Source organism: Vibrio penaeicida (assembly GCF_002933855.1).
Classification (GTDB): domain Bacteria; phylum Pseudomonadota; class Gammaproteobacteria; order Enterobacterales; family Vibrionaceae; genus Vibrio; species Vibrio penaeicida_A.
In genome coordinates this window covers 59,208-77,338 of record NZ_BFAQ01000017.1, presented here as the reverse complement: position 1 = coordinate 77,338, position 18,131 = coordinate 59,208, and the positions used below count along the sequence as shown (strand labels likewise).

Sequence of the window (18,131 nt, the reverse complement as noted above, 5' to 3'; positions counted from 1 at the left end):
TCATTTGACTACTGAATGCAATTAAAGGGATATTTCAATGAATGGTTTCACCAACCTTCTAAAACGCTACTTTAAAGATGAAAGTGGGGCTACAGCTATTGAATACGGGATTCTTGCGGCAGGTTTAGCTGCGGGGATCTTGGCGATTTTTGGTTCTGACGGTCTATTCATCACCGCTCTAAAAGATAAATTCCAGGCCATTATTGACGGTATGAACATGGGTGCCAGTGGAGAGTAATTTCCTTTTATTACTTAAAGCCATCACTTTTGCTCTGCTATGCATAGTTTCACTGACTGACATAAAAAATCGAACAGTCCCAAACTGGGCGTTATTGATGCTAGCGATTGTGGTGTTCACTGCAGTCCCGTTTAGTGTTTATCACGCCACCATTAGTTTGATCATTTTGTTCCTAGGCATTGTTGCCTTCCACTATCGCTGGCTAGGGGCTGGTGACAGTAAGTTGCTGGCAATATGCGCCTATGGCTCCATCGAACATTGGCAGTGGTTGTTACTGCAAACCGCTTTGGTAGGTGGAGGATTAAGTATAGCCATCCTCGTATATAACCATTTAGTTGGTTTGGGTTTGATAAAACACTCCCCTATAAAAACGGTGCCTTATGCCGTTGCTATTGCTGGCAGTGCCATAACAACCATTCACTACATTTAAAAAAGCAAACACCATGAAAAAGTTACTTTTTGTGCTCATTAGCATAGGTTTACTACTCGTTACGCTAATGTTTGTCTGGTCAAATACGGCGGCAACGCCAGTATCTAAAACAGAAGAACAGGTCAAAGTAGAAGAACCTAAAGCGATTGCTCCAAGGATTTTGGTTGCCAAATACCCTATTCAGGTCGGTTCTTTACTTCGCTCTCAGGATTTCACCTGGGCACCGTTCGATGACTCTGAACATCAATTGATTGATCTATTTTTAAAAGATTTTGTCGAACTCAAATCATTAGAAGGCAGCTTGATCACTCAATCCCTTGTCGCTGGTCAGCCTTTAACCTCCTCTGTCATTATCCGTCCGGAACAAAGTCACTATCTCTCTTCTATGCTTGCTCCCGGGATGAAAGGCGTCACCTTAGATATCACCTTTGCTGGCAGCAATTACGGATTAATTCGAGCTGGTAACTATGTCGATATCCTCTTAACCACGACCAAAAAACATCAAGATGATAAAGGGTTTGGGGAAGTTACCAAACACGCTAACAACTTAGTTTTAGAAAATGTTCGCTTGCTAGCGGTAGACAATGTTTTGACCGACATTCTGAGTGGTCCAGAGAAGCAAGATTCATCAGGCTCACTCAATCAAAACGGGGAGCGCACCATCCCGGTCACTTTTGAAGTGACGGCCGATCAGGCGCAACGCTTACTGCTGGCTCGTAAGCTTGGTTCTTTGTCTCTTTTACTTCGTAGTGCCTATCAAGATGCTAGCTTAGCTCAATCAGACAACGTCACGCTATGGGATGAGGAAATTTCTGATAACCATAATCCACGCATGCTGCGACAGCACTCTATCCGAATTTTTGACGGCAAGGATGCCCGTACACAAGAAAAACCGACAGCGAGATAACTCATGAACACTTTCAAAACACTCTGTATATGTGTGCTGACACTGCTTTGCTCTGCTCAGACCTATGCAAAGGTTAACACGCTAGAAATCTCCGTTAACGAAAATCGTTTAATTGCTGTTTCCGGTGAGGTGCAAGACGTCTTTGTGTCTGATCCTGATTTACTTGTTGTACATGCCCCCTCCAGTCAACACATTATGATTGCGGGTAAAAAGCTAGGGGAGACAGACTTACTTGTCCTTGGTGCTAACGCTTCTACATTGGCCCATTATAAAATCGTGATCAGCGCTGATCTCTCTGATCTTGAGCAAAATGTCCGACATGCTTTCCCAGATGCTAGTGTCTCCTTTGCCTACAGCGGCGGGGCCATTATCGCGATGGGGGAAGTATCGACACCACTGCAAGCTCATGAAATTCTCAGCATGGCTTCTGGTTATGCGAAATCTCTTCAAGAAGAAGATACACAAACCATGGGCGCGCCTTCTTCACAGGACGGGAACGGCGCTAGGGCAAATGGAGCAGCGAAGCCTGGTGGTGGTATGGGTACTTACCCGTTAGTGGTTAATCAACTAAAAACCGCAGGAAGCACCCAGGTTAATATCTCCGTACGTATCGTCGAGATGGAACGGGCCACCAGCGAACAACTGGGCCTTAGATGGAGCTCTGTTGGTAACATGCGTTGGGGCACTTGGGACAGTTTGCAAACTGCTCTTGGGGTAACGCCAGGCAATAAGTTTCCTACTAACAACTTGCCTAGTGGACCCGATCAGCATGGTTTAAACGTGATCATTGATGCCTTAGTCGAAAACAGTCTAGTGAATGTCCTTGCTGAGCCAAATCTAACGGCCAAGTCCGGAGAAGCTGCCACGTTTATGTCTGGAGGAGAGTTTCCTTTCCCTGTCGACAATGGCGACGACGGTGTCAGCATTGAGTTTAAAAAGTTTGGTATCGCTTTGGAGTTGACACCAACCGTACTGAGCAATAACCAGATCAGTTTAACGGTTGCACCAGAAGTATCGACGTTAAGCCGTGAAAACAGCGTCTCCATTGCCGGTGTTGAAGTACCGGGAATCGAAACCCGTCGAGCCACCACCACCATAGAATTGGCAGATGGACAAAGCTTTGCGCTAGCCGGTTTAGTCCGCACTTATCAAGATCATAAAGTGGAAGCTTTGCCTTTCCTTGGCGAAATCCCTGTACTGGCCCCTTTTTTTAGTAACAACAGTTTCAAAAACTCAGAAAGTGAGTTGGTAATTATTGCCACAGCCCGTTTAGTTGAACCCACAAGTGACCCCTCTCTTCTTACCACACCTCTGGATCGTTACAGACCAGCGAGTCGTTTTGAGCGCGTATTCCTGCATAAAACAGGGGAAACACACGATCAAAACAGCAGATTGTTCGGCAACTACGGATACAACTATTAGGAATAATGATGAATCAATTAAAACTTTGTTCAGTGGCTTTGTTGTTGCCCGCACTGGTCGCTTGTGTGGCACCAAATCAAGTACTTCCGCATCATAGTTACACCGACACGGCTGAATTTAACGCTAACTTGGAAACACTGCCTGTTGTATTAGATCAGTTAACCGCGCCCCTTATTCATCGAGAAGAGGTGGGAGTGATAAATATTACTCTGCAAGGCGGCTTGCTTAGTCAATCAGCAAAACAAGAGATTGAAAGCCATCTTTCAAACAAACTCTTAATGCAAGTCGAGCTGGATCATACCCCTAGCGTGGAAGAAACCATGCAGGGAGATATCGAAGTGACTTTTGCACCGGATACGTGTCGATACAATAAATCCGCCGTTCCTGTGACTCGTCAAGCCTGCCAGCACTTGCGAAATCAGTACTTCAGCGTCAGCAATAAAGTGGCATGGCATCAGGGGAACACCTACCAAGAGCATAACACTGCACTATCTGCCGGTGCTGTTCAAAGACTTTACAACAACAAAATCAAATCTGCGGAAAAGCAGTCAGTAACCGGAGAGGATTAACCCGTGTCAGACAGTACGTTTAACGTCGTTGCTTTTGTATTAGACGACCACAGTCAACAAATCATCACTCAACTGGCTGCCGACATTGATAACCAGAATATTCAGGTACAAAAAGGCGACATTAACAAGGCAAAAGAGTGGTGCACAAAACATGGCGCCCCCGATCTTTTGTTGGTTGATGGAGGTGACTGTGTAAACTTAGATAGCGCCCTTAGTGAGCTGTCACATCATTGCCCTCCTCAGATGAAGTTGATCGTTCTGGGGAAAAAGCAAGAAGTGACCCTTTATCGTCACTTAATGTTTGCCGGAGTGAATGATTACCACACAACCCCCCTTGATGCTGATGCATTAAGACTGAGTTTGCTTCATCTTCAAGGTCATCAGGTGAAAAAATCCCTACGTACGGGCAAAATCATCTGCGTTCTTGGTAGCTCTGGCGGTTGTGGTGTCAGTACTATTGCCAGCAACTTAGGCTACTATCTTGCAGAAAAGCAAAGTCAGCACGTTGCGCTTGTCGACCTTGATGTCTTCCATAGTCAGCACCCTATTTTACTTGGCACTGACTATGAACCAAATTTAGAAAATATTCTAAAAGATGCGGATCGTATTGACGAAACTCTGCTCGCTCACAGTAGCCATCAGTTTTCAAAAACACTGCACCTGTTTTATGGTCAAGATAGCCAATTACCCTCCGACAATCATGGATCGATAACGGAGACCATTCAGGCTCTGGCAGAGCACTATGGTACGGTGATTATTGATATACCCAACCTCCATAACCCAGCCATGTTAGACGTCATTGAAAAAGCCGATAACTGTATTTATGTCACCGATTACAGCCTCAATAGTTACCGCTTCTTAGCCAAACTTAGAGCGCGCGTTCAATCGACACATCAAAGACAGATTTTGGTAGGTAATTTGTGCAGAAAAAACAAAGGGCGAGTACCTAAGACTGAACTGAGTAAGTCTCTAGGCTTAGATTTGTCCCTTGAGCTCCCTTTTGATGCCAAAGCGTTCGACAAGTCAGAACTGTTAGGCAAACCTATTATGGCTCAAAGTACTCGATTCAGTAAAAAGCTTGCTCAGCTTGGCCAAATGGTCAGCTCTGTATCATCGGCAGCAAAAAGGTAATTGCTCATGTTTAGACAAAGCAGCCTTGCGCCCAAGCAGAGAACTCATCAACTGTTAACCATGTCAGATGAGGCGAAAAGTGCCTTTTATGAACTGGTTGATCCATCGGTCGCCGCTAACCTAAGCAGAGATGAGTTGCTACCGAGAGTCCGAGAAGCTTTAGCTAATATTGCTTCAAAAAAAATGCTGCCATACAACAATCAGGAGTTGGCTGTTCTTGCGCTTCAACTGGTTGATGAAATGGTGGGCATTGGCCCGATTCAACCTTTGTTAGAAGATCCAAGTGTTTCAGACATTTTAGTGAATGGTCCTGATACTGTGTATGTAGAGCGTCAGGGCATTCTACAAAAAACCGATATTCGCTTTAGGGACAGTAAGCATGTTTTGAACGTCGCTCAGCGTATTGTGAATGCAATAGGGCGAAGAGTGGATGAGTCAAACCCTATGGTTGATGCAAGACTTAAAGATGGCAGCCGAGTAAACGTCATCGCTCCGCCACTTGCATTGCACGGTACCTGTATCTCTATCCGTAAATTTCCAGCCAGCAAAATGATGCTGGATAGCCTGGTGAGCAAACAGAGTTTATCTTCCCAAATGGCTGATTTTTTGGCCATCGCGACACACTGTCGCTGCAATATCCTTATTTCAGGAGGAACGGGCTCAGGTAAAACAACCCTGTTGAATGCGTTAAGTCGACATATCAGTGAAGACGAACGCATCATTACCATAGAAGACGCAGCAGAGCTCTCTTTAGCACAGCCACACTGGGTTCCTTTGGAAACTCGTAACGCGAGTACGGAAGGGAACGGAGAGGTGAATGTTCGCGATCTGGTCAAGAACGCACTTCGTATGCGTCCGGATAGAATTGTTTTAGGTGAAGTTCGTGGGGCGGAAGCCTTTGATATGTTGCAGGCGATGAATACGGGACATGACGGCTCGCTTTGTACTCTTCACGCAAACAACCCCCAAGATGCCATTGTTCGTCTGACAAACATGTTGCAAATGGGTGGTGAGCGACTGTCGGATCAAATCATACGCAGTCAAATTGTCAGCGCTATTGATATCGTAGTACAACTGGAAAGGATGAGAGATGGGCATCGTCGTATTACCGCCATCAGTGAAGTCGTAGGGAGCCAGGGCGAGCACATTGAGCTCAAGCCGATTTTCCGTTTTGATCTAAAACGCGCGGATAAACATCAGATCCACGGTGACTACAACGTATTCAATGTCTCTGAAGCCCTGCTAGAAAAAGCCTGTCACTTTGCTCTGGAAGAAGAGATGCAAACCAGCGTGGAGAGATCATAGTGGCTTTGCTGATTGGGATCACCTTGGTGTGGTTAATTGCCGGAGCCTTTGCCTGGCATCATATAGAAATGAAGGACGGTTGGAAAAAACAGCTCAACCGATACACCCTAGTGGCGCTGTCCCAAGAGCAGGAGAGCGTCGCCCCTTTCTGGGAGCGTTGGCAATGGTTCCAAAACTTGGTGACCTTTCTGGGGTATGAAAAGCTTCGTCAATGGGCGGCGGGAGGCATAGTCGCACTGGTGGCTTTTTCGACTCTGCTGATTATCAACGGCATGGACTGGTACGTTTCAATTCCATTGAGTACCGTCAGTATTGGCTTGGCCGTCTATTTTTTCTATCTTCAGCAACAACAAAAAGCCATGGACCATTTTCGTAATGAGCTGCCAGACATCATCGATGGTCTATTAAGAGCGTTACGTGTTGGCGCTCCAATGGCGGATACCTTTCTTGAAATATCTCACCAGCACGATGGCATCACTCGACGTCTATTTGAACGAATGCACGATGAGCTCAGTGTCGGCCAGACTTTACCTGACGTAATGAAATATGCTGCGAAAAGAATGCCCATTGCTGAGTTTCGATTCTTAACCATAGTACTGAGTCTGCAACAAGAAACCGGTGGTCGCCTGACAGGCGTACTGGAAAGGCTCAGCCATACATTAAGAGCCCGAGCCGAACTTAATGCCAGTATTCTCAGCATCACATCGGAGTCCCGTAACTCAGCTAAAGTACTAGCGGCTCTGCCTGTTCTGGTCAGTTTAGTGCTATTTACCACAGGGAAAGAACACTTTGACTTTTTAATGGCTTCAACGGGAGGACAACTCGTTATGGCATATGTCGTCACTAGTATTCTGTTTGGCCTGTTTCTCATTCGACGCATGACACAGTTAAAAGGGTAAGTATCATGGAACTGACCATTATCCCAAACTTTTGGATTGCCTCATTGGCATTGGTGATGATTTTCATCCTAGTGCTAGCGACTTTTTTCTTGTCTCAACAAACCCTTGCGCGTTGGCAGGAACAGTGTGCCCGATACACAAAAATCAACGACGATGAAGACGTCGGCGTAGCCCAACAAACTCCGTCATTCTGGAGCTCGTTAGGGGTGCTGTATCCGGTATCAGACAAAGAGAAAAAACGCCTTGTTCAAATGTTAGAACAAGCGGGGATACAATCACCAACCGCACTGAACTCAACACGTGGTGCCAAGCTGTTTCTTGGCTTGATGGCGGCCGTTATCGCCCTTTTTTGGCGTTGGTCTCAAGAAGAGCTTCTTGAAGCCATGACCGTCATGTTTATTTTAATTAGCTATGTACTTGGTTCAAACCTTCCTGAGTACTGGCTTAAACGTTTATCCCGTCAAGCGATACAAAAACAACAACAAGTGGTTCCAGATGCCATCGATCTGATGGTCATTAGCGTAGAAGCCGGATTATCTCTTGAACGTGCTTTGGAAAAAGTCGGTACATACCTACTTGATGTAGAACCCATGTTGGCCAACCAGTTTTTGCGTACCCACGCTGAGATTCAAGTGCGGGGAGAATCTTCTGAGTGCTTGAAAAAAATGGCATGGAGAACCGGATTAAAAGAACTTGAGCGTTTGGCAAGCACCATTTCTATGGCCGAGCGATATGGATCTCCTCTTGCGGAAACCATGAGAACCATCAGTGATGATGCACGCCAAATGAGAAAAATGGCCCTTCAGGAACAAGCCGGTAAGCTGCCCAGTCGCATTACCTTGGTTCAGATGGCACTTATTATGTTGCCTCTGCTTGTTCTTATCATTACCCCAACAATGAACCTATTACTAGAGAGCTTACGATGAGTTCATTTTTTACCTTTAAAGGCCTAGCCTCCATTTACCTTTGTCTTATGCTGCTAGGCTGCGCAACGCCGCAAAAAGTGAAAAAACAGACGGAAAATAACGAAAAAGTTCTGGCTGAAGCTTCCTTTAACTACGGTCAGTTTGCAAAGGCTGAAGAGCAGTACTTAAGGCTGCTTAGCGCTTCCCCAGACAAACTTGAATATCAGCTTATGCTTGCCCGAAGCCAGTATAACCAAGACAAAAAAGAAGCGGCTATCGCCAAACTAAAACACGTCACCTTAGCTGAAGATCCTATGGCTGCCCAAGCTAGTATGTACTTAGGTCGCTATCTTCTGGCAGCTGCAAGAGTGCCAGAAGCCATCGCCGTCTATGAACTGGGGGTCAGTAAAGCGAATAATAGTCGTATTAAGGCTCAACTTCATAACGGGCTAGGCATTGCTCTACTGGAGTTTGATTTAGAACGAGCTCGTTCAGAGCTCACTCAAGCCGTCGCTCTTGCGCCCGACAATCCTCATTATCGCTCCAATTTAGCGCTGAGCTATCTGCAGGACAATCAGTTGGCTAAGGCACGACAGACTTTTGAGCCTTTGTTGGCGTATCAGCAGTTGCCTATTCAGGTTGAGCTTAACTTTGCCCTATTGCTTCTGGCAGAAGGCAATGAAGATCAAGCCAGGGCTCTGTTAACTCGCCATTTACCAGCCAGTGAAGTGGAAAGAGATCTGTCCATACTCAAAGGTCGTTTAAATGGTTCAGGAACCCTACTATGACAACCTCGTCAAAACGGCAAAAAGGGGTGATCAGCCTTGAAACCGCTTTTTTGATGCCCGTTTTTCTCGCGATCACTTTGATGTTTTTTGATGTATCGCGACTCCATCTTCAATATGGATTACTCGAACATGCCATGCGTCAATCTCTTCGCGAACTGCTTACAGAAAATTGGTACAACAACCCTTTAACCAGCGGGAAAGTAAAACGTATGGTTGAAGAACACGGCTTTGGGTTTCTCGACTCGGTCACCGTTGAACTGATCAAGTTTGATTCGATGGATGCACTGTTGCAAGTGGAAGATGAAGAAGAGGAGGTCGATCCTATTTATCGTCCTTCTGATCCCGTTTACCGAGTGACGGCGACCTTGACTACTGAGTTGAAATTCAGCCCACTGGGCTTCTTTGAACCTGAAAAACTCAAACAAACCAGCACCGTCATTATTTCTCAGGATTTATTGTTTAACTAATTATGTGCATAAAAAAGCTACGTCAGTCAGGTCTCCCTTCCCGAGTCAAAGGAAGCATAAGTCTAGAGATGGCCATGATTACTCCTATGTTACTGACCATCATACTTGCATCGTCGGAGCTACTCACCATCATGCGTGTTGAACAGAGACTCATCAACTTAAACTACAACATACTGACACTGGTTGGGAATCAGAGAACACTAACAAGAGAGAACAATATCGCTCAGCTTCCTTATTTCCGTGACTTTGCAGAAACCCAATTAGAATTTATAACCAAAGGACAAGCCGGCTTATCCATTGCAACTTATAACGCCGCAACCGATGAAACCACCGTCATTTTACTTGATGGTCGCTGCCCATTGACTAAGCGCTGGCCGGATTTTGCATTAGGGAGTTTGGTTGAAGTCACCCTATGTTTTGACCCGGAAGAGACCAATCCTATTTGGAACCTGTGGTCTAAAGGTCGCTTTTCCTCAAACATGATCCGAGAGGTCAACTAAGATGGGTATCTCTCAAAGACAAAAACAGCGAGGCGTTATCTCTGTATCAACCGCTCTGTTTCTGTCCGGCATGCTCACATTCTTTAGTTTTGTTCTGGTGGTCATTATTTCAAGCATCACCGACAGCCGACTCTCTATGCTGGCCGACTCCATCTTGTATTCTGCTTCAGACAGTCATACTTCCGCTCTGGATGCCCAGCAGCTTTTGGAAGCGAACATAGAGTCAGATACTTCTGGATTAAAAAATCCTACGGCGTCATTGCATAAACAGGAAAGCGATGCCTCAGTTAGCGTAAAAGGGACGGTGGACCTAGATCAACTGGTGCTCACGGACCAACTTCAAACTGGCGATTTAAATATAAAACATCACGCAAAATCCCAACTTCATCAATTGACCCTAGAAATTGCTGTTATGCTGGATGTGTCCGGTTCCATGATGGACAAACCTATGGAGCAAGCGTTAAAAGGCTTACGAGATTTTGCTGATATTCTCTATGCACAAGAGAGACGTAACTTAAGTAAAACCGTTAGCATTGTTCCAGCGACTGGCTATGTCAATATTGGCCTTAGACCTGAGTTTTTTAAACCTAGCGCCATCAAGGTTCCTAGAGGCCTTAAGCCTTTATTTGCGGAAATGCGCTGGAGGGATCTGCTGAGCGATAAGATGCCAGATCGTTGGCGTGGAGCCATGTGTACCCAACTCACGGAAGTTCAAGACGGTTTATCCAACGCCAGCGCCATGACGCCAGCTTGGATTAGAAACTTGGAGCGTGGCCCACAACATCAGGATCTCAGGTTTGTTCTGCAAAACATTCCATCGGGAGTAGCAGAGTTTCAAGATGATACGCCACTATTAGCGTTTCACCCAAAAGACAATAACGATCCCTACCGTCCTAACTGGAAACACTTACTGGCTCTGTTTGACAATGCCGACTGTGGTGTCAGTAAGGTTCTACCTTATTTATCCAACCATAAAGAACTCGTCAGAGGGCTTAAAACTCTGTATCCAGAGATGAACACCAATAACGCTGAAGGAATTGTTTGGGCTTGGCGTTTACTCTCTCCAGAATGGAAAGGAAAGTGGGACAAGAAAAAATCCGAGCTGCCTAGAGATTATGGTTTGCCTAACAATAAAAAAGTGATGATCTTATTTACCGATGGCGATCACTTAATTGACCCTAAAATGCGCGACCGGAAGCAGGTCTCCCTATGTCGAGAGATGAAAAAGAAAGGCATTGAGATCATCGCCATTGACTTCAATAATCGCTCTCAATCCATGAAGTCGTGCGCCAGTCCGGGTCGGTACTTCCCTGCCAATAACCGAACCATAAGAACGGTGCTTCAACAGGTAGCCACCACGCTTAACAAGATTGAACTGGTGAAATAAACCACGCAGCCTCTTAGTTCACTAAGGGGCTGACTTTATTATTCCTGTACAAGGTACAACCTTTTATTCCTCAAGATCTCTCCATTATTTGGTACGACAATATTTATCAATCAGAATTGAGTTATCCAAGCTTACAACCGTCGACATTCCGCTGAATACTATAGCCACATAGCCACATAGCCACATAGGCACTGGATGGTATTCAAAGAAAGTTTGATGAAGAAGACGCGTTATGCGAAATCAAAATCAAACCCCGCTTAGTGATTCGAGGTTCGGTGTCCAATGTTTAGTAGAAGGACGCTAGGGATCTTTTACGTCGCTTTATACACATTCAGCGTCTTTTATCTTTCTATTGAGTTTTTTGTTATTTTACATTTTGAAATATATATAATTATCAAAGTGTTAAAGTGCTTTGAACTTCATTTAAGCTGTTGCTTTCGATACTTGACTGAATTTTCGAAAATCTAAAACTCATTACTCTGATAGCGTGAATAGTCACGTTTTTAATGACTGCTTATCACTAAATAACTAACACTTTATTCTTTAAAAACAACGCTCTGCTGTTTCATCTTGAAAAGTTGAGCTCTGCCGCATGCATTTATAAAACAAGTTGTTGTAAGTTTTGTTGTGTATAGCATCAACTCCGCATAAGCACTGCCATATCGACGTGTTAAAAGCCCAATTATCCCTATTAAAATTATGTATTTTTTGGGGAAGTAGTTAATTGACTTTTTATTAAGGGACTATTTTGTTTAAAAATATTGATTTGCCTGGTTTATATAAGAATTCATCTTCTTTATTTATGAACAAACAGGTTCTGGCTATTTTCCTTCTTGCGAGTGCAAGTGCGGCAGTTAATCCCTATAAAAATATATTTGGTATTGATGTTGTTGGTGTTTCTGAGCTTTCTTATAGCTTGGTGATGTTATTCTCTGGAATAGTCATAACGATATTCAGTATTTTCTTTGGGATGCGATCCGATATAAATGGTAGCTTTGTTAAGTACATTTATATTTGTGCGTTCTGCGGTATTGTCGGTAACCTCAGCCTGTATTTTTGGCCGAATGAAATTGTCTATTTTGTTGCTAACTGCTTACTTCTGCCTGTCTTTTTTGTTATCAACTCACTGATATTTGGGTATGCGGCAGCAAAGCGCCAAAACGTTGAAGGCAACGACCAACATAAAGAAAATGCGGCGTTGCGATCAGTATACTCAATGGGCTATGTGGCAACGCTAGGTGTGATTGGCTCTTTAGCACTAGAAAAAAATCAACTTATATATGTATGGCTGTACGCAGGTATTTTTGCTGCACTTATATTAGGGGTGTTTTCTAATGAACCCTTAAAAAATGTCGAATATAAATCAGATAAGGCATCTGAATCATTATTAAAAGTATTTAATAAAGAAAATGTCATTAAATTAATCAGTGTTTCTCTTGTCACCAATATGCTTTTCACATTAGATGCCACGGTACCGCTTATTATTGTTAATCAAGTTCAAGGTGGATATTCGGGTATTGGTGCTTTTGAAGCCAGTATTGCTATTTTTGAAGTGTTCTTTATTTTTTATTGGTCGCGTTTAGCATCAAAAATGCAACCATCCAGTGTCATTATTATCGGTGCAGTGATCTTCGCTATTTCTATTGCGCTACTTTCCTTCACACAAACCATGACGCATATTTATTTACTCATTCCTATGCTCGCACTTGGTGCTGCGTGTTTAATCAGTATTCCTATTGGTTTCTTGCAATCGCTGGCAACAGGTCGTGCTGGTGTGGGTGGCTCGTTACTTTCCATCTCTTTCTTTATTTCTTCGTCAGTGTCCTCTGTGGTCTATTTCGTTGGTATGTATTACTTCGAGACCAAAGGGGCTATTTGGTTATCGTCCATCGTTGGACTGGTTGGCTTGCTCGTACTGTATTTCATTGACAGAAAGAAACACCAATAAAAATAATACAAGGAGAAAGTATGAGTAACCTATGTGTAGTAGGTGGTGGCTTATCGGGGTTAGAGTTTGCCCTCTATGCCGCAGTAAGGGGAAAACGTGTACATATCTATGAAGCGGGTCCAAGCCTTCGTCAAGAACACGTGCATTTCGATACCAGAATACTAACGGGTGATGAAAAATTAAGACCTTGGACGGCGAACAACCATTGGGGACAAGGGGGGATCAGTGAGCGGCTTGGTGGACGGTCACTATGCTACCACGGGGTTATGTTGCCTCTTGAGGAGGCTGCACTTGCCTCATGGCCTAAGAGCTGGCAACAGATCTTGGCAGGCAAGAACGGCTTATATCCAGAGTTAACTCAAGGCTTCTCTTCTCAATTTCCTGAGATGACACCTTCCAACCCCGTAGCGGATTTCTTAACACATGTGCCTCAGGCTGCACGATTTATGGAAGATGGCCGATTCACTTCCTACAGCCCAATGCACTCCCTAGAGAGCTTTATCCGAGACGGTGTAATTACCATCGAGCGCGCTAAAATTGCGAAGGTGGCAAAATCAAATGGTCAATTTTACCTAACAGACAGCAGCGGTAAAACCGTGAATCAGACAGGGTTCTCAAAGTGTGTGCTGGCTGCTTCTGCGATGGTGAACAACTCCATAATCGCTAGCTCGATTGGGCAAAGCTTTACGTCTGAACTGACGGATCATTACTGTTTGGGTATTGCGGTCAAAGTGAAAGAAGGAACCGAAATTGGTGCCTACAGACACGAAATGTTGTGGCATGGCTACAGTAAGCACCACGACCTGAATGCCAATATTTTTGTGGTTGAGCGACCTAGAACGCCCGATGGCGACAGGTTGTTATTGCTGATGGCGGTAGTAGAACAAAACCCGGAAGATTCACCGTTGAGCCAGTTGCGCTGTCAAGTTAGTGGTGGCAAAGCAGAGCTTGCGATCGACGCCCACCATTCAGAGCGTGATATCGATAACTACAACAAAGTAGCTAATAGATTAGTGGAATTTGCTCGCGAGAAGCTGAATGCGGACCTGCGTGCTTTATCCCCTACTGAAGATGAAAAACAAGGTAAACACTTCAAATCTTTTGCTGATTCATCCATTCAAGATGAATTCGACATTGCGCTCAATAGTTTAGATACCACTTCTCAAACCAATGTTTTTACTCGGTTCACCTTTCCTTATGGCGCTTACGAACATGAAAGCGCTTGCCACCCGCTGGCAGGAAAAGGCGTTAATGCATTAACCGAGGAACTTGAGTTAGCCGCGATGCCTGGGCTGTATGCCATTGGCCCTGGTGCGTTCCCAAGGCTAGGCATTGCGAACCCTGCATTGACGATTTGTGCTATGTCCCGTTGGCTAGCATCACATATTTAGGAATAAAAAATGAGTAATAAAACCTTAGCATTATTAGGTGGTGAGCCGATTGTTTCTGAGCCGCTTCCAGCGTGGCCGAGTTTGGATAAATCGGTACTGGGAGACATTGAGAACATTTTAGAAACCGGAGAAATTAACTACTGGACGGGCAACCGAGGTCGCCAGTTTGAGGCCGATCTTGAGTCTTACCTTGGTGATGGTCATGTGATTACGACCACCAATGGCACGTCGGCTTTGCATACGGCATTCACCTCCTTGGGAATCAGTGACGGCGACGAAATTATCTGTCAGCCATACACGTTTATTGCCTCTGCTTTTTCCATCATGCAAGCCGGTGCTAAACCTGTTTTTGCCGATGTGGACGAAAGCCACACATTGGATGCCAGTAAACTAGAGCGTCATATTACGCCAAAAACCAAAGCCATTCTTGTTGTCCATACTTTTGGTGTACCCAGCGATATAGATGCAATCAATGCCATTGCAAAAGCTCATAATTTATTGGTGATAGAAGACTGTGCACAAGCACTAGGGTCACAATACAATGGTCAGTTATTGGGTACCGTGAGTGATGCTGGGTGTTTTAGCTTCTGTCAAAGCAAGCACATCACCACTGGTGGTGAAGGCGGTGCGATTTTTGTCGGTTCTGAAGATCTAGCGTGGAAGTGTCGTTCGTTCCGAGATCACGGCTTTGATGTTGAAAAGCGACTGCATCTGTTTGAATTGGAGCAGAAGCTACCCTACATTCACGTGAGATTGGGTTTCAACTTCAGAATGACCGAGATTCAATCGGCAATTGGTATCAAAGAATTAGCGAAGTTTAACAGTGGCAATTTAGAACAGCGCATCAAGAATGGTAAGCGTTTGACCGCGTTGCTAGAAGAACATCCTTTAGTGTCAAATTTGCCTATTGACGATGAAAAAAGAGTGAACTCTTACTGGTGGGCACCGTACATTTTGGATATGTCTCTGTTGGATTGCGACATCAAAACGTTTGCGAATGCGATGGCTGCTGAAGGGGTGCCTGCTTACCCTGTTCCTTGGCCAGAGATCTATAAAGAGCAAGCGTTTGCCAATATGGAGGGATCACCTTCATTAGAAGAATGGCAAGCGGATTGCCCGATGGCAAAAACGCTCGGTGAAACCACGTTGGTATTTCACACGCACCCAGTGTACGACGAACATTTGATGGAAGCCTTCTACGCCGCCTTTAACAAGGTGTACGAACATTATAAAAAATAAAATGTCGGACTAAGAGCAATGAGTCTAAAAGGAGTGCCTAACGATGCGCTCCTTTTTTATGTTAGGTAGGGCATATTGCTGAAGGTTGCTGGACGACTGAAAGCTAAACCTAAACGCCCATTTCCCCAGCTTGTTGCAGGCTGAATGCAGTGAGTGGGTCGATGTCTTTCACCATACCTTCGATACGCTGCACCGCTTCAATGGCCGACGTGTCCTTTCGATAACTCAGGTAAATAGGTCTATACCACGGTTCTATGTCTTTGATTTGATGAAGCTGACCGGAAGCAACAAAGGGTTCAACAATCGAAGCGGGCAAATAGGCAGCGCCACCCTTATCCAAGATAAAATCCAGTGCAATACGGGCAGTGGACGTTCTAAGTAATGGCGGAGCAATTTTGCGATGCCGATCGGCGTGTTCCGAAGCAAATCGAGTCCCCCAGTCGACGTACACGTAGCGGTTGTTCAAAGCACTATGAGCATCGGTTTGTTCAGTCGAAACCAAAAGCAGAACCAAATCAGCCACTTTCTTACAAGCCAGTTCGTCTGATTTGAGGGGGTCAAACGCAAACGCCATATCGAGCGTTTTTTCCAATAAACGCCGGTTAAGGTTTTCTCTCGCTAATGCTTCTGCTTGAAAGGCATAGCCGCTAAACGTGTCTGCGATAACACTCAAACAGTTCTGCAAATACGCATCCCAGATATTGGGCGTGCCAGCCAAAGTTAATTGGATTGATTTATCTTCTGCTAAAGAGAGTTCTGTTTTGGCTTGCTGAAGCGTGTTCACCATGATCTCCGCGTAGGAAATCAACTTTTCTCCGGCACTGGTAAGCTTAATGCTGTTCCGATCGCGGATGAACAAGCTGGTATCGAAATAGCTTTCTAACTGCTTGATCCGAGCACTGACTGCAGCTTGCGTGATATAGAGGTTTTCTGAAGCTCGTCCAAAGTGACGAACTCGGGCAACTTCGAGAAACGTACGGAATACTTTTACATCCATAATTTATCCAGAGTGGCTTAGCTGTTTTGATACCCAATTAACGCTCATTGGAACCAGTATTTTTTTATATGCATTTTTAGATCTATGGGACTCACAAATCAATAATAGATTTTTGTGTTTACGATAAAAATAATTTGTTTTTCTTTTTTCAGTTTACGTCCTAATTTTCACCTCATACGACACCTTTTTATTTGTATCAATACCTGAGGCAACTATGTCAGACATCGAAGTTCGTGTTGGACAAAAACGTTTTTTCGATAATAAGAAGTTTCCACGTGGATTTGGAAAATCCGGAGACTTTACTCTTATGGAGTGTGACCTTCTCACTACTTATGGTGAAACGCTCAATGCATTGCAACATGGCGAGCTAGAACCAGACAACAGCGAAGAAAAGCATTTCCTTAAGGTGCTGGAAAACCCTGGAAAAGCGAAGACAAAGCTTGAAAATGTGTGGTTAAAATATCATAAAATCGCTTATGGTCGACGTACTTTCCATACGCTTCACACGATAGGTAAACAGAGTGAAGAAGAATCGGAAGAGTTGATCGCAATCGACGACGAATAAAGTGAGTTAAGCTGATTTAATTCCAAAACTGACGGCACCGATGAGGTGCCGTTTTAGTGGCTTGAGTTGTTTAGGCTTCTTTAATGGTTTTAGGTTGACGTTTGATTTGCTGAATAAGTAAGCCAACGACGATCATCACTAATCCGATGAAGGTGGAAGGGTGAATCTCTTCGCCAATAATAGTCGCGAGCAACATAAGCGAAATAAACGGCGACGTGAAAATGAGGTTACTGATTCGTGCCGTATTTTTCGTTGCCTTAAGTGCGCTCAGCCATAAAACAAATGTTACACCCATCTCAAAGAGCCCGACATACGTTACGGCCGCCCAGCCCTTTAGGCTAATGTGCTCCCAACTTGCTCCTTCATAAAAGCTGATGGCAAAAGCAAACGGCAACGCGACGAGAAACCCAAGTAACACACCCAAAACAGGATCGGCTTTGTTTTTGGTGTTTAATATCCAATAACCTGCCCACAAAACAGTGGAAAGCAGAGCTAGTCCAACGCCCAATGGGTTTTCAAATTCCAGCGCGAGCACATTGCCTTTGGTTGCAATGACGACCACGCCAGCATAACCAAGTAGGCATGCCGCCCAGTCTTGCTTACGAATCTTTTGCCCTAAAAACACCGCCGCCATTAATGTCAGTGTGATTGCCCAACTGTAATTGAGGGGCTGAGCCTGTGAAGCCGGTAACAAGTCGTAAGCTTTGAAAAGAATCAAATAGTAGAAGAGTGGGTTGATGAGCCCAAGCAACAAATAAAACCAAGGGTTAGCGGCAAATGTACTTTTTAATTGGCTGAGTTTCCCCTGAACACCGCAAATCACAAACAACGCCATGGCTGAAACCAAACTGGCCACAGTAAGCATCTGGATAGGCGTGAATTCCGCCAACGTCAATTTGAACGCGGTGGCAACCGTAGACCATAAAAGCACGGCACTTATGCCATAAATCAACGCCTGTCGCTCATTTTTCATTCTTCATTTTTCCTTACTTCTGGGCGCGAAAATGGATTGGACTGAAGCCAAAAACTGGACATTTATCCAG

19 protein-coding genes are annotated in these 18,131 nt (G+C 44.6%); 17 read left to right on the top strand and 2 right to left on the bottom strand.

Going from position 1 to position 18,131, the window contains the following annotated elements:
• Window positions 1–37 precede the first annotated feature (37 nt).
• From VPNCDNU1_RS10180 to VPNCDNU1_RS10105, 16 genes are all read left to right on the top strand, one after another.
• Window positions 38–238: a Flp family type IVb pilin gene (locus tag VPNCDNU1_RS10180; RefSeq protein ID WP_022551875.1), complete on the top strand. Its 201-nt coding sequence runs from the start codon at window positions 38–40 to the stop codon at window positions 236–238.
• Window positions 222–668 carry an A24 family peptidase gene (locus VPNCDNU1_RS10175; protein WP_371410785.1) on the top strand — a complete coding sequence of 149 codons (447 nt, stop codon included), beginning with the start codon at window positions 222–224 and terminating at the stop codon, window positions 666–668. Before VPNCDNU1_RS10180 ends, VPNCDNU1_RS10175 begins: the two co-directional genes overlap by 17 nt.
• A gap of 13 nt (window positions 669–681) precedes the next feature.
• Complete coding sequence (gene cpaB, locus VPNCDNU1_RS10170; protein ID WP_104400226.1) at window positions 682–1,575, top strand: Flp pilus assembly protein CpaB; 894 nt, start codon at window positions 682–684, stop codon at window positions 1,573–1,575.
• Between the two features lie 3 nt (window positions 1,576–1,578).
• Window positions 1,579–2,997 carry a type II and III secretion system protein family protein gene (locus VPNCDNU1_RS10165; RefSeq protein ID WP_104400225.1) on the top strand — a complete coding sequence of 473 codons (1,419 nt, stop codon included), beginning with the start codon at window positions 1,579–1,581 and terminating at the stop codon, window positions 2,995–2,997.
• Window positions 2,998–3,005: 8 nt separating this feature from the next.
• Window positions 3,006–3,566, top strand: a complete 561-nt coding sequence (locus VPNCDNU1_RS10160) for a hypothetical protein (RefSeq protein WP_104400224.1) — start codon at window positions 3,006–3,008, stop codon at window positions 3,564–3,566.
• Between the two features lie 3 nt (window positions 3,567–3,569).
• Complete coding sequence (locus VPNCDNU1_RS10155) at window positions 3,570–4,697, top strand: AAA family ATPase (RefSeq protein WP_104400223.1); 1,128 nt, start codon at window positions 3,570–3,572, stop codon at window positions 4,695–4,697.
• Between the two features lie 6 nt (window positions 4,698–4,703).
• Window positions 4,704–6,002, top strand: coding sequence for a CpaF family protein (locus VPNCDNU1_RS10150; RefSeq protein WP_104400222.1), 1,299 nt, complete (start codon window positions 4,704–4,706; stop codon window positions 6,000–6,002).
• Window positions 6,002–6,901, top strand: coding sequence for a type II secretion system F family protein (locus VPNCDNU1_RS10145; RefSeq protein ID WP_104400221.1), 900 nt, complete (start codon window positions 6,002–6,004; stop codon window positions 6,899–6,901). The genes VPNCDNU1_RS10150 and VPNCDNU1_RS10145 overlap by 1 nt, the downstream gene beginning before the upstream one ends.
• A gap of 5 nt (window positions 6,902–6,906) precedes the next feature.
• On the top strand, window positions 6,907–7,827 hold the full coding sequence (locus VPNCDNU1_RS10140) for a type II secretion system F family protein (RefSeq protein WP_104400220.1): 921 nt from the start codon (window positions 6,907–6,909) through the stop codon (window positions 7,825–7,827).
• Window positions 7,824–8,594, top strand: coding sequence for a tetratricopeptide repeat protein (locus VPNCDNU1_RS10135; RefSeq protein WP_104400219.1), 771 nt, complete (start codon window positions 7,824–7,826; stop codon window positions 8,592–8,594). Before VPNCDNU1_RS10140 ends, VPNCDNU1_RS10135 begins: the two co-directional genes overlap by 4 nt.
• Entirely contained in the window at window positions 8,591–9,061 is a 471-nt protein-coding gene (locus VPNCDNU1_RS10130; RefSeq protein WP_101114570.1) for a TadE/TadG family type IV pilus assembly protein, read from the top strand. The genes VPNCDNU1_RS10135 and VPNCDNU1_RS10130 overlap by 4 nt, the downstream gene beginning before the upstream one ends.
• Window positions 9,062–9,135: 74 nt before the next feature.
• Window positions 9,136–9,561, top strand: coding sequence for a hypothetical protein (locus VPNCDNU1_RS10125; RefSeq protein ID WP_237324115.1), 426 nt, complete (start codon window positions 9,136–9,138; stop codon window positions 9,559–9,561).
• 1 nt (window position 9,562) lies between these two features.
• A complete protein-coding gene (locus VPNCDNU1_RS10120) occupies window positions 9,563–10,948 on the top strand; it encodes a VWA domain-containing protein (RefSeq protein WP_104400217.1) in 1,386 nt (461 codons plus the stop codon).
• 748 nt (window positions 10,949–11,696) lie between these two features.
• Window positions 11,697–12,896: a hypothetical protein gene (locus VPNCDNU1_RS10115; RefSeq protein WP_104400216.1), complete on the top strand. Its 1,200-nt coding sequence runs from the start codon at window positions 11,697–11,699 to the stop codon at window positions 12,894–12,896.
• A 20-nt stretch (window positions 12,897–12,916) separates the two neighbouring features.
• Complete coding sequence (locus VPNCDNU1_RS10110) at window positions 12,917–14,287, top strand: FAD-dependent oxidoreductase (RefSeq protein WP_104400215.1); 1,371 nt, start codon at window positions 12,917–12,919, stop codon at window positions 14,285–14,287.
• A 9-nt stretch (window positions 14,288–14,296) separates the two neighbouring features.
• Complete coding sequence (locus tag VPNCDNU1_RS10105; protein WP_104400214.1) at window positions 14,297–15,526, top strand: DegT/DnrJ/EryC1/StrS family aminotransferase; 1,230 nt, start codon at window positions 14,297–14,299, stop codon at window positions 15,524–15,526.
• 109 nt (window positions 15,527–15,635) lie between these two features.
• Here the strand turns inward: VPNCDNU1_RS10105 and VPNCDNU1_RS10100 are convergent, their stop codons facing one another.
• Window positions 15,636–16,523: a LysR family transcriptional regulator gene (locus VPNCDNU1_RS10100; protein WP_104400213.1), complete on the bottom strand. Its 888-nt coding sequence runs from the start codon at window positions 16,521–16,523 to the stop codon at window positions 15,636–15,638.
• Between the two features lie 214 nt (window positions 16,524–16,737).
• Between VPNCDNU1_RS10100 and VPNCDNU1_RS10095 the strand changes: the two genes are divergently transcribed.
• Complete coding sequence (locus tag VPNCDNU1_RS10095) at window positions 16,738–17,088, top strand: DUF413 domain-containing protein (protein WP_104400212.1); 351 nt, start codon at window positions 16,738–16,740, stop codon at window positions 17,086–17,088.
• A gap of 70 nt (window positions 17,089–17,158) precedes the next feature.
• Here VPNCDNU1_RS10095 and VPNCDNU1_RS10090 read toward each other — a convergent pair whose 3' ends face one another.
• Window positions 17,159–18,061: a DMT family transporter gene (locus tag VPNCDNU1_RS10090; RefSeq protein ID WP_104400211.1), complete on the bottom strand. Its 903-nt coding sequence runs from the start codon at window positions 18,059–18,061 to the stop codon at window positions 17,159–17,161.
• Window positions 18,062–18,131 lie beyond the last annotated feature (70 nt).

What these genes read in the sequence shown, in the direction of transcription:
- VPNCDNU1_RS10180 (WP_022551875.1), top strand. Translation starts at nt 38, where the DNA reads ATGAATGGTTTCACCAACCTTCTAAAACGCTACTTTAAAGATGAAAGT.
- cpaB (WP_104400226.1), top strand. Translation starts at nt 682, where the DNA reads ATGAAAAAGTTACTTTTTGTGCTCATTAGCATAGGTTTACTACTCGTT.
- VPNCDNU1_RS10165 (WP_104400225.1), top strand. Translation starts at nt 1,579, where the DNA reads ATGAACACTTTCAAAACACTCTGTATATGTGTGCTGACACTGCTTTGC.
- VPNCDNU1_RS10160 (WP_104400224.1), top strand. Translation starts at nt 3,006, where the DNA reads ATGAATCAATTAAAACTTTGTTCAGTGGCTTTGTTGTTGCCCGCACTG.
- VPNCDNU1_RS10150 (WP_104400222.1), top strand. Translation starts at nt 4,704, where the DNA reads ATGTTTAGACAAAGCAGCCTTGCGCCCAAGCAGAGAACTCATCAACTG.
- VPNCDNU1_RS10140 (WP_104400220.1), top strand. Translation starts at nt 6,907, where the DNA reads ATGGAACTGACCATTATCCCAAACTTTTGGATTGCCTCATTGGCATTG.
- VPNCDNU1_RS10135 (WP_104400219.1), top strand. Translation starts at nt 7,824, where the DNA reads ATGAGTTCATTTTTTACCTTTAAAGGCCTAGCCTCCATTTACCTTTGT.
- VPNCDNU1_RS10130 (WP_101114570.1), top strand. Translation starts at nt 8,591, where the DNA reads ATGACAACCTCGTCAAAACGGCAAAAAGGGGTGATCAGCCTTGAAACC.
- VPNCDNU1_RS10125 (WP_237324115.1), top strand. Translation starts at nt 9,136, where the DNA reads ATGATTACTCCTATGTTACTGACCATCATACTTGCATCGTCGGAGCTA.
- VPNCDNU1_RS10120 (WP_104400217.1), top strand. Translation starts at nt 9,563, where the DNA reads ATGGGTATCTCTCAAAGACAAAAACAGCGAGGCGTTATCTCTGTATCA.
- VPNCDNU1_RS10110 (WP_104400215.1), top strand. Translation starts at nt 12,917, where the DNA reads ATGAGTAACCTATGTGTAGTAGGTGGTGGCTTATCGGGGTTAGAGTTT.
- VPNCDNU1_RS10105 (WP_104400214.1), top strand. Translation starts at nt 14,297, where the DNA reads ATGAGTAATAAAACCTTAGCATTATTAGGTGGTGAGCCGATTGTTTCT.
- VPNCDNU1_RS10100 (WP_104400213.1), bottom strand. Translation starts at nt 16,523, where the DNA reads ATGGATGTAAAAGTATTCCGTACGTTTCTCGAAGTTGCCCGAGTTCGT.
- VPNCDNU1_RS10095 (WP_104400212.1), top strand. Translation starts at nt 16,738, where the DNA reads ATGTCAGACATCGAAGTTCGTGTTGGACAAAAACGTTTTTTCGATAAT.
- VPNCDNU1_RS10090 (WP_104400211.1), bottom strand. Translation starts at nt 18,061, where the DNA reads ATGAAAAATGAGCGACAGGCGTTGATTTATGGCATAAGTGCCGTGCTT.